The organism is Nonomuraea sp. NPDC001699, assembly GCF_053596455.1.
This window is the reverse complement of the sequence record NZ_JBSFGF010000023.1, coordinates 91,764-106,006: the sequence shown is the minus strand read 5'-3', so window position 1 is coordinate 106,006 and position 14,243 is coordinate 91,764. Positions and strand designations below refer to the sequence as shown.

Genomic DNA, 14,243 nt, shown 5'->3' with positions numbered 1-14,243 from the left:
GAGGGCAGGGAGCCGTGCCGTCGTGGGCAGAGCTGCCGATCGGCCGGGTGGTACGGCTGGACGCCGACCCCGACGCCGTGGCACTGGCCCTCGATCCCCTGCCGGACGACGCTCCGGCGGTCGTCACCTACTTCGCCGCCGAGGAACGTTCCGTGGCCGACCTGGCCGCCTCTGTCCTGCGTGAGCTGGACAAGGCGGCCATCGCGCTGTTCCCGGCCTGGTTGCCGGGCGCCGAGGGCATCGAGGGCCCGTCCGGGATGAACGTGGCCGCGGTCCAGGCGCTGGCCCGGGGCAGGGCCTCGGTCACCGGCCACTTCGGGCCGTTCCTCGCCGAGCTGGCCCGGCGGGCGCTGACGGGAGGTCCCAGCGGGCTGGCGCCGGAGGTCCGGGCGGCGGGGCTGGTCAGGGTGCTGGCCGACAGCTTCGGCCGGGCCAGGCTGGCGATCCTGGTACGGGTTCCGGACGGGCTCGGCACGGCGGCACGGGAAGTGCTGGTCGCCGGGTGCGAATGGCTGGCGCACCGGGGCAGGGCCGGCGTCTGGCTGGCGGGCGCGCCCCTGGACGACGACCGCGTGCGGACGGTCCCCGTCCCGCTCCCCGCGGCCTTCGACGGCGCAGGGGAAACCGTCCCGGTTCCCGCGACCTTCGACGGCGGCGGGAACGCCGTCCCGGTTCCCGCGACGGCCGATCAGGCGCCCGCCGTCGCGTACCCGCCGGTGGCGGGCAGGCCGCATCCGGGCAGCGCGAGCGAGCGGGCGCTGGAGGCCGCCTTGTCCTCGCGGGCGTGGGCCGGGGGGCGGGCCTGGAACCAGACGTACCGGCCGGGCCCGCTGGCCGTCCCGATCCGGGTGGACCTGCTCTGGGAGCGGGAACGCTGCGTCGTGGAGATCGACGGTCCCGACCATCGGGCTCCGGCCAAGTTCGCCGCGGACCGGCAGCGGGACGTGCTGCTGCAACTCGATGGTTACGCCGTGCTGCGCTTCTCCGATGGTCAAGTATTGACTGACATGGACACCGTGGTCCGTCAGATCGGCCAGTTTCTGCGGAACCGCCGCAGAGCGGAAGGATGAGATATGCCAGACAAAGGGCTGTCGCTGCCCGAGTTCACTGCCCTGCTGGTGCTGGCCGTCGAAGCCCGCGAGGTCTCCAACAGCGAGCTCAAGGAGCACTACAAGCTGACCATCGACGGTCAGAGGCGGCTGAGGCTCAACGACCTGAAGTTAGTCGAGAGCCGGCGGCCCACGCGCGGGCGCGCCTTCGTGCACGTGCTGACCGACTCCGGATGGGCGAGGCTCGCCGAGGATCTGCAGACCGGGACGATCCCGCCCCAGACCGGCTCGTCGGGGGCCGTCGCGCGGGCCCTGCTCGAATGGCTCCCCCGGTTCATGCGGCGGACCGACCAGCGGCTGTCGGAGATCTTCCAGCCCGAGCCGGACGCGCCCGCCGCCGGTCCGGAGTCCCGCATCCGCGCCGCGTACGCCGAACTGGCCGCCCAGCCGGGTGCGTGGGTGAGCCTGACGCGGCTCCGGCGGCTGCTGACCGGCATGCCGAAGGCGGCGGTGGACGAGGCACTCGTCCTGATGGAACGACTCCCTGACGTGAACCTCGTCCCGGAGTCGAACCAGAAGACGCTCACGCCCGAGGACCGCGAAGCGGCGGTGATCATAGGCGGGCAGGACAAGCATCTGCTGTGGATCGGCGAGCTGTGAGCGGCGTCGCGGATCTGGCCGCGCTGACGTTCAACTACACCGAGGGCGCCGACGACGTCTGGCGCCGCTCCCCCTTCCACGTCGAGGGCCTGCACGGCGCGTCGACGAAGGTCCTCCTCGACGGCCTGGCCGAGGCCGCCCACCGGCCTGAGGCCAGTCCCATCGGCGTCGTCGTGCAGGGCCAGCGCGGCACCGGCAAGACCCACCTGCTCGGCTGGCTGCGCGAACGCGCCCAGCGCGAGGGCGGCTACTTCGTCCTGGTCGGCCTGCTGGACGCCAAGGGCTTCTGGGAGAGCGTCGTGGTCTCCCTCCTGGACAGCCTCTCCCGGCCCCGCCAGGACGGGCAGACGCAGCTCACCGTGCTCCTGGACCGCCTGGCCATCATGGCGGGGCTCTCCCGCATGGCACGCCGCTCGATCACCGGCAAGCGCGGCCTCACCAGGGACGAGCTGGACGCCTTCGTCACCGCGTTCCGTCGCGTCGGGGGCCAGGTCGGCCGCGACAGCCAGGACGCCGCGCGCGCTCTGGTCCTGCTTGCGGGCGAGGATCCGGGCCTGCAGGACCTGGGCGAGGCGTACCTGTCGTCGGCGCCGGAGGGCGAGCCGGGCGAGCGGGCCCGGTGGGGCATCCGCGGGCTCGACCGGACGCCGCAGGAGATCGTCAGGGACCTCTCGCGTCTGATGGCCCTCACCGGCCCGACGATCGTCGCCGTGGACCAGATCGACCCGCTCGTCGCCCAGTCGCGGGCCACGACCGAGGGCGGCGCCGAGCACGACCCGGCCGAGCAGCTCATGATCGAGCGCATCGCGGGCGGGCTGATGGCGTTGCGCGAGGTCACCCGCCGGACCCTGACGGTCGTGACGTGCATCCCCGCCACGTGGGCGCTCGTCGTACGGGTGGCGGTCGACACCGTGCGCGACCGCTTCCGCGAGGCGGTCCAGCTCATGACCATCCCCGACGCGGCCACCGCCCGCACCCTGGTCGCCACGCGCTTCGAGGTGCAGTACGGCGAGGCGGGCGTCAAGCCGCCGTACCCGACCTGGCCGGTCCGGCCGGAGGCGTTCGAGCAGGCGCCCGGGTTCACCCCGCGGGAGCTGCTCATCCGGATCGACCGGCATGTCCAGGCCTGCCTGCTGGACGGCGAGGTCAGGGAGTTGACCGGGTTCGCGACGGTGCCGGCGCCGCGTCCCCGGCCGCCCGCCACGCGCTCGCCGATGGCCGACCTCGGCGCGCTCGACGCCCGCTTCGCCGAACTGCTGGAGACCGCGCAGGCTCCGGTGATCGACCAGGGCGGCGAGGACACCGTGATGCCGGCGCTGCTGGCCGCCGGCCTGCACGCGTGGATCGCCGAGCAGGGGGAGGCCGGCCGGGCCTTCAGCGTGGACCCGCCGCCGAGCGCCAAGCCTCCGCTGCACGCCCGCCTGCGCCGCACGCTCGACGAGAGCAGGGAGGACGAGGTCCACTGGGCCTTCCGCGCGGTCAGCGCGACGCACGGGAACGCGGCGCTGAACCGCGTCCGCAAGGCGTGCGTGGCGGCCGGGCTGGACGCGGAGGTGCCCAAGCGGCGGCTGTTCCTGCTGCGCGACACCCCCTGGTCGCAAGGACCGGCCACGCGGGAGGCGATCGCGGCGTTCGAGCGGGCGGGCGGGCGGACGCTGCGGATGAGCCGGCAGGACCTGCTGGTCCTGGCCGCCCTCCGGGACCTGGTCTCGGCGAACCCGCCGGACCTGGCCGCCTGGCTCGCCGCGCGGCGGCCGACGTCCGGGATCGGCTTCCTCACCGAGGCTCTGTCGGACGTGTGGAGCGTTCCCGCCGTACCGACCCCTGAGATGCCTGTGAAGGCGAGGCGCCAGGGCGGCGACCAGGACCAGTCCCTGACGATCGGCCGGCGGATCTCGGACGGCGCGCCGGTGCGGATCGCGCTGGAGGCGCTGCGCAAGCACACGGCGATCTTCGCCGGTTCCGGATCGGGCAAGACCGTGCTGATCAGGCGGCTGGTCGAGGAGTGCGCGCTGCGAGGTGTCTCCTCCATCGTGCTGGACCCGAACAACGACCTGGCCAGGCTGGACGAGCCGTGGCCCGAGCCGCCGCGCACGTGGGAGGAGGGGGACGCGCGCCGCGCCGAGGAGTACCTGGCGGCCACCGACGTGACCGTCTGGACGCCGGGACGCACGGGCGGACGGCCGCTGAGCTTCCAGCCGCTGCCCGACCTGGCGAGCCTGGCCGGCGATCCGGACGAGTTCGCCGAGGCGGTCGAGGCGGCGGTCGCGTTCATCGTGCCGCGGGTCAGGCTGGACGCCAACACCGACAAGGCGCTGCGCGGGCAGGCCGTGCTCAGGCGGGCCCTGGCCGCCTACGGAGGCGGCGGCGCGACCAGCCTGAGGGGCCTGGCGGCGTACCTGGCCGACCTGCCGGACGGCGTCAGCGAGCTGTCCAGCGCCCGGCGCGTCGCGGCCGACCTGTCCCAGTCGCTGACCGCGGCCATGGACAACGACCCGCTGTTCGGCGGGGCCGGCGAGCCGGTCGACCCCGGCTTGCTGGTGACACCGCCACCGGGCAGGCGGGCCCGCGTCTCGGTGATCAGCCTGGCCGGGCTGCCGAGCCTGGAGCAGCGGCAGAGCTTCGTCAGCCGGCTGGAGATGGAGCTGTTCGTCTGGTTCAAGCGGCATCCCGCCCAGGACCGTCCGCTGGGCGCGCTGTTCGTCATGGACGAGGCCCAGACGTTCGCTCCCGCGGTGGGCGGCGCGTCGGTCTCCACCCGCAGCACGGTGATGCTCGCCTCCCAGGCCCGCAAGTACGGTCTGGGCCTCGTCTTCGCCACGCAGGCGCCCAAGGGGCTGCACAACCAGATCCCCGGCAACTGCGCCACCCAGTTCTTCGGCCTGCTGAACGCCCCGATCCAGATCAGCGCGGCCAGGGAGATGGCCCAGTTCAAGGGCGGCGGCGACGTGCCGGACATCTCCCGGCTGGGCTCGGGCGAGTTCTACGTGGCCGGCGAGGGCGGCGGGTTCGCCAAGGCGCGCGTGCCGATGTGCCTGACGCACCACCCGAAGGCGCCGCTCACCACGGAGGAGGTCGTCGCCAGAAGCCGCGGCCGCACCTGATCGTCACGGTCCCGGCCGCGCCGGCCGGGACCGCCGCGGTCCCCATCGGTCGGCTCAGACGGCCGGGCGGCGGGTCGAGGTGAGGAGGCGGTGGGCCAGTACGGCCAGGTAGAGCACCCAGCCGGCGCCGATCACGGCCAGGGCGGCGACCGGCTGCCAGCCCGGCAGCTCCTCGACGGCCCGGCGGCACACGGCGACCGTCACCGGGATCGTGTAGAGCGCGAAGAAGGCCAGCCCGAGCACCCGCCCCACGACGAGGAACCAGGCGTAGACCCGTACGCCGCGCGGCGCCGTACGGGTGCGGCGCGCCCGCAGGTACGCCTGGGCGTCGGCCATGAGGTTCTTGTTGCCGCCGGCGTTCGCGATGGCGTAGTAGACGTCGGTGCGCATGAAGAACAGGAACTGCCAGGCGATCTGCGACAGGCAGATGACCACGACGAGCCGCACCACCGGCACGTCGGCGACGTACAGGAGGCAGGTCCCGGCGCAGACGAGGAACCAGTCCACCCGCATGCCCGCCAGGTGGGCGCGGTAGCGGGCGCGCCTGGGCACGCCCCAGATGCCGGTGATCCTGGTCTGCACGACGAGGAACTGCAGGCGGGTGCCGAGCGACAACTCGGCCCGCACGCCCAGCGACCGGGCGGCGGCGATGTGGCCCAGCTCGTGGACCAGGACGAGCAGCCACGAGCCCGCCGCGAAGGCGACGGTGAAGGTGAGGCTGTCCGACCAGACCAGCGAGGAGAAGGACGGCAGCACGCCGGGCCTGGCGACCGCCGCGGCCAGGGCGCACAGCGTCAGCGCGGCCAGCACGGCGTGCGCGGGGCGGGAGAACAGCCAGGCCACGTGGCCGGGGCGGATGCGGTCCCACAGGTTGGGCGGGCGCCGGGGCCGGCCGAGCAGCCCGGCCGCGCCGAGCCCGGTCACGAACTCGGCCACGTCCACGTCCAGGCCGTGTTCGGTCAGGACCAGGGCGCGGGCCTCGGCGGCCGTCCTGGTGCCGTCGAGCGCCTCGACGACGGCCGCCGCCACGCCCGGCACGTTGACGAACGTCTCGCCGTTGCCGATCACGTAGTCGTCCGGGCCGTCGGCCACCACGCTGAGGAACGACAGGTCGGTCAGCGGCTCGGTCTTCACCCGCACACCTCGCAGCCGTCCAGGCGGGCGAACTCGTAGGCCGTGGTGGTCAGCGTCAGCAGGTCCAGCCAGAGGCTGCGGCCCTCGACGGCCGGGGCGCCGGTGCCGGTCAGGAAGCGGATCACCTCGGCGGCGAGCATGCCCGACACGATCCCGCACAACGGCCCGAACGACGGGATGGCCCGTCCGGGGTTGTCGTTGACGGGCAGGACGGTCGAGCCGTACCGCTCGGCCAGGGCGGCCTCCTGGCAGGCCAGGCAGCCGGTCTTGCCGGGCACGACCAGCGGGCCGAGCAGGCCGACGTGCTGGTTGAACCCGCCGGTGAGGAACGGCGTGCCGGCCCGCACGCACGCCTCGTTGACCCAGCGGCGGATGTGCGGCTGCGGGGTGTCGACGGTGTTGACCACGAGGTCGGCGTCGGTGACCACGTCGGCGGGGCCGGTGATGCGCCGTTCGACGCGGGTGACGCGGAGGTCCGGGCAGTGCTCACGCAGCCTGCGGGCGGCCGCGGCCGTCTTGGGCTCGCCGACGTCGCGGACGGTGTAGAGGTGCTGGCGGTGCAGGTTGCCGATCTCGACGCGGTCGTCGTCCAGGAGGGTCAGGCGGCCGACGCCCGAGGTGGCGAGGTGGAGGGCGACCTGGCCGCCGATCGCACCGGCGCCGAGCACCGCCACGTGCCGGCCGGCGAGGTCGCCGAGTGCGGCCACGGCCCGGTCGGCCGGGTGGAACATGGCCATGAACAGGGCGAACCTGGATAATCTCGCGTCTGCGGCCAGCGTGCCGAGTTCGTCGTCGGTGACCAGGAAGCGGGCCGCGCGCAGCTGCTCGACGGCCGAGTCGATCTCGGCGGGGGTGAGCTCGTCGAGGAGGGCGTACAGGTCGGACTGCTCGACGGGGGCCTCGGCGCACAGGCGCAGCAGGCGGCGCAGGGGCGGCGGCGCGGGGTCGAGGATCTGGCCGGTCGGGGGGAAGTCGCCGAGCCGTACGCGTCCGCGGACGTCGTCGATGAACAGGGGGAAGACCGGATTCACCTGAATCCTGGGCATGAAGGCGGCTCCCGGACGAGTGAGGGCCTCCCGCGGGGTTGGGCCGCGTCGCGGGAGGCCCGAAACGGTCAGCAGCTGTTGCTGTTTCCGGTGGTCTCGACTTCTTCGACCTTCTTGATCTCGATCGTCATGAGCGGTCCTTCCGTCGATCTTGATGGGCCGCTGCGATCATAAAGTAAAGATCGCCCCTTTTGATAGACCCAAGTACGAAATATCCGGGAAACCGTCTTATATCCGTGCAATAAAGTCGCGTGATCGTTTCCACATAAGCGCGGCCGACTCCGCCGAGTATCCGGGAAGATCGGGATCGGCGAACAAGTGCACATTTCCCGGATAAATGAAGCACTCGAATATCGGCCCCAGCTCCGTACGAAGATTGCCGACGTCGTCGGCGTCCACCCACGGGTCGCCCTCCGCGTAGTGGAGCTGCACCGGCACCGAGACCGGCCATCCCTCCCCGCACACCTCGGGCACGGCCGCGCAGCCGTGGTAGAGCAGCAGCCCCCGGGCCAGGGGGTGCGTGGCGGCCAGGAGCTGGGCCGCGTACCCTCCCAGCGAGAACCCGGCGAACACGACCGGCCCGCGCGCCTGCCCGGCGATCTCCCGCCAGCGGCGTTCGAGCTCGCCGAAGCCGACCGCGTCCCGCTTGCGCAGCCCGGATTCGAGGTCGTCGAAGATCTCGCCGTCGTAGTAGTCGGGCGTGCGCACGACGTGCCCGCCCTCGCGAAGCGCCTCCGCGGCTCCCAGTACCCCCGGTCGCAGGCCCTGTGCGGAGTGCAACAGGATGATCTCTGCCATGTGCACTGTGTACCACCGCGCGAAGGCCCCACCAAGGGGCCCGTTCGGCCACGCTCCCGTCGCTCCCGGCGCCCGCGCCGCACGGCCTCCGGCCGATGTTCCCCGGGCGGAGGGCGGGACCCCGGGCGGTGGCCATGTCCGCCCGGGGGGCTCGCGGGGTCAGGCGCAGGTGTAGCCGGACGGCGTCGCGTTGTCGCCGCCCGGCCTGGCGACCTGGAACCCGAAACTGGTGTTCGCGCCGGGCGCGAGCGTGCCGTTGTACCCGGCGTTCCTGGCGGTGACGTTCTGCCCGCTGACGGTGAGCGCGGCGTTCCAGGAGCCGGTCACGGTGTGCCCGGCGGGCAGGGTGAAGGTGACCGTCCAGCCGTTGATCGCCGAGGTGCCGGTGTTGGTGACGGTCACGGGCTGGATGACGTACCCGCCGTTCCACTGGGTCTGCACGGTGCCGGCGGCGGTGCAGCCGCCCGTGCCGCCCCCGGTGAGGGTGGTGAAGGTGACCGTCGGGGAGTCGCCGGACAGGTTGCCCGCGCCGTCGCGAGCCCGCACGTAGACCTGGTACTGGGTGCCGGCGGTCAGGCCGGTCAGGTTGATGCTGTTGCCGGTGGACTGGCCGAGCTGGGTGTCGGTGCTGCCCTGCTCGCGGTAGACGTTGTAGCCGGCCAGGCCGCTGCCGCCGCTGTCGGTGGAGGCGGTCCAGGTGAGGGTGGCCGCGTTCGCGGTGACGTTGCCCGCCGCCGGGGCGCCCGGCGTGGTGGGCGGGGTGGTGTCGGTCGTGGTGCCGCCCGCCAGCGCGTCGTGCACGGCGGTGTACGACGGCTTCTGCTGGTAGCTCTCGTTGTAGATCAGCGCCGCGCCCTGGCCGGGGAAGGTGTCGGGCACCCAGGAGTACTTGTCGGTGAAGCCCCAGATCGTCACGCCCTGGCAGGCGGTCACGGCCAGGCAGGCGTTGACGACGTTGCGGTAGTAGGTGGCCTGGGTGGCGTCCTTGGTGGCGTCCCTGGGGGTCTGCATGCGCACGTCCAGCTCGGTGATCCGCACCTGGACGCCGAGGGCGGCGAAGCGCTGCAGGTTCTGCTGGAAGTCGCCGGGGAAGCCGTACTGGATGGCCAGGTGGGACTGGAAGCCGACGCAGTCGACGGGGACGCCCTGCTGGCGCAGCGAGGAGACCAGGTTGTAGATCGCCGTGCTCTTGGCGTTGATCCCCTCGGTGTTGTAGTCGTTGATGCACAGCTTGGCGTCGGGGTCGGCGGCGCGGGCGGCGCGGAAGGCGTCGGCGATGTAGCCCGAGCCGAGCGTGTTGTACCAGAACGACGTGCGCAGGTTGCCGTTGTCGTCGAAGACCTCGTTGACGACGTCCCAGGAGACCACGGCCGGGTTGTCGGCGAAGTGGCCGACCACGTTGGAGATGTGGTTCTGCATGGCCGCGCGCATCGCGGTCGCGCTCAGGCCCTGCACCCAGCCCGGCGTCTGGTTGTGCCACACGAGGGTGTGGCCGTGCACCTGCTGGTCGTTCTGGGCGGCGAAGGCGACGATCGCGTCCGCGCCGGAGTAGTTGAACTGGCCCTGGCTGGGCTCGGTGGCGTCCCACTTCATCGCGTTCTCGGGGGTGACCTGGCTGAACTCGGTCGCCGCGATGTTCTTGTAGGAGGTCTCACCGGCCAGCGGACCGGTGGCGAGCGCCGTGCCGATGAACTTGCCCTTGGCGGCCGCGTGCGTCCGCAGGGGCGCCGAGGCGTCGGCCGACGTGGCGGGGAGGAGAAACGCTGCGAGAATCCCCAGCAGGGCGAGGACTCTGACGAACAGGGACGAGAGCACGGGCATCTACCTCCGGAGGCAGGCACTCGATTGCGAAAACTTTCGATCCTCGGCGGATCGCATCGCAGACGGTATTGACATGCGCGAGGACGGTCAATGGCAGTCGCCAACCGCTGCCAAACCGGCAGCTCGGAGGCTGAAAATATCGCCGTATTCATGAAACTTTCACAGGAGACCTGGCGAGGCCTCCGGGCGTCGGTTTCCGCTGCTCTAGCGCGACGTACCTACCGGTCGGTACTGTGAATGGACCGGAATAATCCTCTGATGCGGGAGTTCTGCGCATGTCCCTTTCGCACGCCCAGGTCCAAGCCCAGCTCACCGGCCCCGGCCAGCTTTTCGAGACCGAGGAGATCGGCGACGCCGGGGTACGCACATGGAAGCACGCGCCGGGACACTTCCGAGCCCTGCTGGAGATCAGCAGGTTCCACGGCGAGCAGGTCTTCCTGGCCTACGAGGACGAGCACATCACGTTCGAGGAGCATTTCCGCCGCGCCGCCACCCTGGCCAACCGCCTGGTCGACGAGTACGGCGTGACCAAGGGCGACCGCGTCGCCATCGCCATGCGCAACTACCCGGAATGGGTCGTCTCGTTCTCGGCCGCGCTGGCCGCCGGAGCCATCGCCGTACCGCTGAACGCCTGGTGGACGGAGGCCGAGCTGGCCTACGGCGTGAGCGACTCGGGGGCCAAGGTCCTGATCGCCGACGGCGAGCGGGCGGTCCGGCTGGCCTCCACGGGCGTGCCGATGATCGTGACCAGGGGCGAGGTCCCCGAGGGCGCGCGCCCGTTCGGGGACGTGCTGGGCGAGGTCACCGCCGACGTGCGGCTGCCCGACGTGGAGCTCTCCCCCGAGGACCCGGCGACGATCTTCTACACCTCCGGCACCACCGGCCGCCCCAAGGGCGCGCTCGGCAGCCACCGCAACCTCGGCCAGTCCCCCATGACCGTGGCCTACGGCCTCATGCGCTCGCTCACCATGGCCGGCAAGGACGCGGGCGCGGCGGCGGGCGTGCGCCGGGTGACGCTGCTGACCGTGCCGCTGTTCCACGTCACCGGCTGCTTCTCCGGCATGACCACCTCGATGTTCACCGGCGGCGGCGTGGTGCTCATGTACAAGTGGGACCCCGAGCAGGCGCTGCGGCTGATCGAGCGGGAGCGCGTCACCACGATGATCGGCGTGCCGACCAACGCCTGGCAGCTCATGTCGCACCCGGACTTCGGCAAGTACGACCTGTCGTCCCTGACCACCCTCGGCTACGGCGGCGCCCCCGCCCCGCCCAAGCTGCTGGAGCGCATCACCACGAACCTGCCCGACCGCGCCCCCTCCAACGGCTACGGCATGACCGAGACGACCGCCCTGGCCATCGGCAACGGCGGCGCCGAGTACCACGCCAGGCCCGACAGCATCGGCATGCCGTCGGCCGTGGTGGACGTGCGCGTGGTGGACCCCATGGGCGCCGAGCTGCCCGCCGGCGAGGTGGGCGAGCTGTGCGTACGCGGCCCGAACGTGATCATGGGCTACTGGAACCAGCCCGAGGCCACGGCCCAGACGTTCGTGGACGGCTGGCTGCACACCGGCGACCTGGCCAGGATCGACGAGGAGGGCTTCGTCTACATCGTGGACCGCGCCAAGGACATGGTGATCAGGGGCGGCGAGAACGTCTACTGCGCCGAGGTCGAGGCGGCCCTGTTCGAGCACCCGGCCGTGGACGACGCGGCGGTGATCGGCGTCCCGCACGACGAGCTGGGCGAGGAGGTCGGCGCGGTGATCCGGCAGGCCCCGGGCCGGTCGGTCACGGCGGAGGAGCTGCGCTCGTTCCTGGCCGGCCGGATCGCCAAGTTCAAGATCCCGGTGCACGTGTGGTTCCGCGAGGGCGAACTGCCCCGCAACCCGGGCGGCAAGATCCTCAAGACCCACCTGCGCCGGGAGATCCTCGGCTCCTGACCCTCCCCGCAACACCCCCTGAACCCCTCCCGGGGCGCCTCCGCAAGGGGGCGCCCCCTTCTTTTTCTCCCGAAGAACCCGCAGGTCGGCGGCCGGTTCGCAGCCCTCATTACCTGGCGCGTAATCGCGGCCCCTACGCCCCGGCTGACATCTTTCAAGTGTCGCAACGAGCACTTGAAGGAGCCGAGATGACCGCCCTCACCGTCACCGCCGACCGGACCAAGTTCCTGCGCCTCGCGCTGGTCGCCGACGCCGTCGTCACCGGCGTCAACGGGCTGGCCTACCTGGCGCTGGCCGCCCCCGCGAGCGACCTGCTCGGCCCGGGCGCGGGCCTGCTGCGCGAGATCGGGATCTTCCTGCTCGTGTACGGCGCCGCCGTCGGCCTGGTGGCCGCGCGCCCCACGATCAACCAGACCGCCGTCAAGGCCTTCATCGCCCTGAACATCGTCTGGACCCTCGGCAGCGTCGCCGCCGTCGTGACCGGCGCGCTCGGGTTCAGCACGATCGGCGCCGTCTGGGCCATCGCCCAGGCCCTGGTCGTGGGGGTGTTCGCCGAGCTCCAGATCACCGGCCTGCGCCGGGCCCGCAACTGACTCCCTGTGAAGATCCCAGACCGCAACACCTTGAGGAAAGAGAGATCATCATGACCGCCGAACTCGTCGAACGCTACCTGGCCGTCTGGAACGAGACCGACGCCGACGCCCGCGCCAAGGCCGTGGCCGAGCTGTGGACCGAGGACGCGACCTACACCGACCCGATGGCCGACGTGGCCGGGCACGCCGGGATCGCCGCCGTGATCGAGGGCGCGCAGGGCATGTTCCCCGGCCTGGTGTTCACCCCCGGCGAGGTGTTCGACGCCCACCACGACATCGCCCGCTTCACCTGGCACCTCGGCCCCGCCGGCGAGGAGCCCCTGGCCGTCGGCTTCGACGTGGTCGAGCTGGCCGAGGACGGCAGGATCCGCAAGGTCCTCGGCTTCCTCGACAAGGTCCCCGGCGCCTGACTCCCCCCTCCTGCGAAGGCCCCCGGTTTCCCCGGGGGCCTTCGCCCGTTCCAAAATGATTTGCCCTGGCCACGCACGTCATCGCAGAATCAGACTTCGTGCCCGCACGACTCACCCGCCTGCTCCGTCACCTCTCCCCTGACCTGAGCCCGCTGCGCGACTCCCGTGACTACCGCCTGCTGTTCGGCGCCGGGGTCATCACCATGTTCGGCACGATGATCACCATGGTGGCGCTGCCGTTCCAGATGAAGGAGCTGACCGGCTCCTACGTCGCGGTCGGGATGATGAGCCTGGCGGAGTTCGTGCCGATGGTGGTGTGCGGCCTGTGGGGCGGCGCGATCGCCGACGCGCTTGACCGCCGCCGGATCATCGTGCTGAGCGAGCTGGGCCTGCTGGTGACCACCGCCGCCCTCATGGTCAACGCGATGCTCCCCCACCCGCAGGTCTGGGTCCTGTACGTGATGGGCGCCCTGTCCACCGGCATCGCCTGCCTGCAGCGTCCGAGCCTGGAGGCCGTGATGCAGCAGGTCGTCAGGCACGACCAGCAGGCCGCGGCGGCGGTGCTGAACAGCCTGCGCTGGAACTTCGGCGCGATCCTGGCCCCGGCGCTGGGCGGCCTGCTGCTGGTCCAGATGGGCACGCACGTCGCCTACGCCATCGACGCGATCACCTTCGCCCTCTCCTTGGCGCTGCTGTGGCGCATCAGGTCGCTGCCGCCCGTCGAGGACGCCGCCCCGGCCTCCCTGAGGTCCCTGGTCGAGGGCGTGCGGTACGCCACCGGCCGCCGCGACCTCATGGGCACGTACCTGGTGGACATCGCGGCCATGGTGTTCGCCATGGCCAACGCGCTGTTCCCGTTCCTGGCCGACGAGCTGGGCTCACCCGAGTCGCTGGGCCTGCTGTACTCGGCGGCCGCCGTGGGCGCCCTGGCCGCCTCCGTGACCGGCCGCTGGACGGCCCGCGTGCAGCGGCAGGGCCTCGGCGTGATCGTCGCGGCGGCGCTGTGGGGCGTGGCGATGACGCTGACCGCGCTGGCCCCGAGCGTGTGGCTGGTCTTCCTCTGCATCGCGCTCGCCGGCGCGGCCGACATGATCAGCGGCATCTTCCGCACGACGATGTGGAACCAGACCATCCCGCAGGAGCTGCGCGGACGGCTGGCGGGCATCGAGCTGCTCTCCTACGCCAGCGGCCCGATGCTGGGCAACGCCCGCGCGAGCCTGATGGCCAACTTCGGCGGCACCCGCTTCTCGCTGGGCGCGGGCGGCCTGCTGTGCGTGGGCGCCGTCCTGGGCCTGGCCGCCGCGCTCCCCGGATTCCGCCGCTACGACTCCAGGACCGACGAGCACGCGATCGCGGAACGCACCCGCCGCGCCGCCCAGTCCACCGAACCCACCCCCGCCTGACCGCCCCACCCCGGGCCCCACCCGACAGACGGCGGCGAGGGCCTACTCCGCCTCCCGCCACCCTTCGTACCGCTCCACCAGCTCGTCCACCTTCGCCAGCGAGCCTTCGTCGAGCCCTTCCAGGACGACGAGCCACTGGGCGTCCTCGGCGTCGTCCTCGCCGGCGAGCGTCTCCCGTACCACCCTCGGCACCCCGAGCCCCGGGAACCACTCGCCCAGCACCTCGGCGACCTCCTCGGCATCCTCCCGCTCGCCGAACACCAGCAACTGCCTCATGCCCCACATTCT

The 14,243-nt window shown here is 72.0% G+C and carries 12 protein-coding genes; 7 read left to right on the top strand and 5 right to left on the bottom strand.

Features of this window, described 5'->3' with window-relative positions; translation table 11 throughout:
* Positions 1-14 precede the first annotated feature (14 nt).
* From ACWCSU_RS42325 to ACWCSU_RS42315, 3 genes are read left to right on the top strand one after another with little or no spacing between them, the layout of a single operon-like run.
* Positions 15-1,070, top strand: a complete 1,056-nt coding sequence (locus ACWCSU_RS42325) for a DUF559 domain-containing protein (protein ID WP_449942217.1) — start codon at positions 15-17, stop codon at positions 1,068-1,070.
* A gap of 3 nt (positions 1,071-1,073) precedes the next feature.
* A complete protein-coding gene (locus ACWCSU_RS42320; protein WP_449942216.1) occupies positions 1,074-1,709 on the top strand; it encodes a hypothetical protein in 636 nt (211 codons plus the stop codon).
* Positions 1,706-4,813 (top strand): helicase HerA domain-containing protein, encoded by a 3,108-nt coding sequence (locus ACWCSU_RS42315; RefSeq protein WP_449942215.1) that lies wholly within the window; start codon positions 1,706-1,708, stop codon positions 4,811-4,813. The genes ACWCSU_RS42320 and ACWCSU_RS42315 overlap by 4 nt, the downstream gene beginning before the upstream one ends.
* 54 nt (positions 4,814-4,867) lie before the next feature.
* On the opposite strand, the gene ACWCSU_RS42310 is transcribed toward ACWCSU_RS42315, so the two are convergent.
* The 4 genes from ACWCSU_RS42310 to ACWCSU_RS42295 all read right to left on the bottom strand — a co-directional run bounded on the left by ACWCSU_RS42310 (position 4,868) and on the right by ACWCSU_RS42295 (position 9,612).
* Complete coding sequence (locus ACWCSU_RS42310; protein ID WP_357703345.1) at positions 4,868-5,947, bottom strand: hypothetical protein; 1,080 nt, start codon at positions 5,945-5,947, stop codon at positions 4,868-4,870.
* Positions 5,944-6,993: a TOMM precursor leader peptide-binding protein gene (locus ACWCSU_RS42305; RefSeq protein WP_357703343.1), complete on the bottom strand. Its 1,050-nt coding sequence runs from the start codon at positions 6,991-6,993 to the stop codon at positions 5,944-5,946. Before ACWCSU_RS42305 ends, ACWCSU_RS42310 begins: the two co-directional genes overlap by 4 nt.
* A 228-nt stretch (positions 6,994-7,221) precedes the next feature.
* Positions 7,222-7,791, bottom strand: a complete 570-nt coding sequence (locus tag ACWCSU_RS42300) for a dienelactone hydrolase family protein (RefSeq protein ID WP_357703341.1) — start codon at positions 7,789-7,791, stop codon at positions 7,222-7,224.
* A 159-nt stretch (positions 7,792-7,950) separates the two neighbouring features.
* Positions 7,951-9,612: an endo-1,4-beta-xylanase gene (locus ACWCSU_RS42295; protein ID WP_449942214.1), complete on the bottom strand. Its 1,662-nt coding sequence runs from the start codon at positions 9,610-9,612 to the stop codon at positions 7,951-7,953.
* A gap of 275 nt (positions 9,613-9,887) precedes the next feature.
* Between ACWCSU_RS42295 and ACWCSU_RS42290 the strand changes: the two genes are divergently transcribed.
* From ACWCSU_RS42290 to ACWCSU_RS42275, 4 genes are all read left to right on the top strand, one after another.
* Positions 9,888-11,549 carry a class I adenylate-forming enzyme family protein gene (locus ACWCSU_RS42290; protein ID WP_357703337.1) on the top strand — a complete coding sequence of 554 codons (1,662 nt, stop codon included), beginning with the start codon at positions 9,888-9,890 and terminating at the stop codon, positions 11,547-11,549.
* A 188-nt stretch (positions 11,550-11,737) separates the two neighbouring features.
* Positions 11,738-12,142, top strand: coding sequence for a hypothetical protein (locus ACWCSU_RS42285; RefSeq protein ID WP_357703335.1), 405 nt, complete (start codon positions 11,738-11,740; stop codon positions 12,140-12,142).
* Between the two features lie 50 nt (positions 12,143-12,192).
* The gene (locus ACWCSU_RS42280) at positions 12,193-12,552 is read left to right on the top strand and encodes a nuclear transport factor 2 family protein (RefSeq protein ID WP_357703333.1); all 360 of its coding nucleotides are present in this window, start codon (positions 12,193-12,195) and stop codon (positions 12,550-12,552) included.
* Between the two features lie 98 nt (positions 12,553-12,650).
* Complete coding sequence (locus ACWCSU_RS42275) at positions 12,651-13,955, top strand: MFS transporter (protein WP_397037263.1); 1,305 nt, start codon at positions 12,651-12,653, stop codon at positions 13,953-13,955.
* Between the two features lie 42 nt (positions 13,956-13,997).
* Here the strand turns inward: ACWCSU_RS42275 and ACWCSU_RS42270 are convergent, their stop codons facing one another.
* Positions 13,998-14,231: a hypothetical protein gene (locus ACWCSU_RS42270; RefSeq protein ID WP_364097379.1), complete on the bottom strand. Its 234-nt coding sequence runs from the start codon at positions 14,229-14,231 to the stop codon at positions 13,998-14,000.
* Between the last annotated feature and the right edge of the window lie 12 nt (positions 14,232-14,243).

Bases quoted from the DNA above. Each gene is read 5' to 3' on its own strand.
- ACWCSU_RS42285 (WP_357703335.1), top strand. From the start codon at position 11,738: ATGACCGCCCTCACCGTCACCGCCGACCGGACCAAGTTCCTGCGCCTC.
- ACWCSU_RS42305 (WP_357703343.1), bottom strand. From the start codon at position 6,993: ATGCCCAGGATTCAGGTGAATCCGGTCTTCCCCCTGTTCATCGACGAC.
- ACWCSU_RS42300 (WP_357703341.1), bottom strand. From the start codon at position 7,791: ATGGCAGAGATCATCCTGTTGCACTCCGCACAGGGCCTGCGACCGGGG.
- ACWCSU_RS42270 (WP_364097379.1), bottom strand. From the start codon at position 14,231: ATGAGGCAGTTGCTGGTGTTCGGCGAGCGGGAGGATGCCGAGGAGGTC.
- ACWCSU_RS42295 (WP_449942214.1), bottom strand. From the start codon at position 9,612: ATGCCCGTGCTCTCGTCCCTGTTCGTCAGAGTCCTCGCCCTGCTGGGG.
- ACWCSU_RS42280 (WP_357703333.1), top strand. From the start codon at position 12,193: ATGACCGCCGAACTCGTCGAACGCTACCTGGCCGTCTGGAACGAGACC.
- ACWCSU_RS42290 (WP_357703337.1), top strand. From the start codon at position 9,888: ATGTCCCTTTCGCACGCCCAGGTCCAAGCCCAGCTCACCGGCCCCGGC.
- ACWCSU_RS42320 (WP_449942216.1), top strand. From the start codon at position 1,074: ATGCCAGACAAAGGGCTGTCGCTGCCCGAGTTCACTGCCCTGCTGGTG.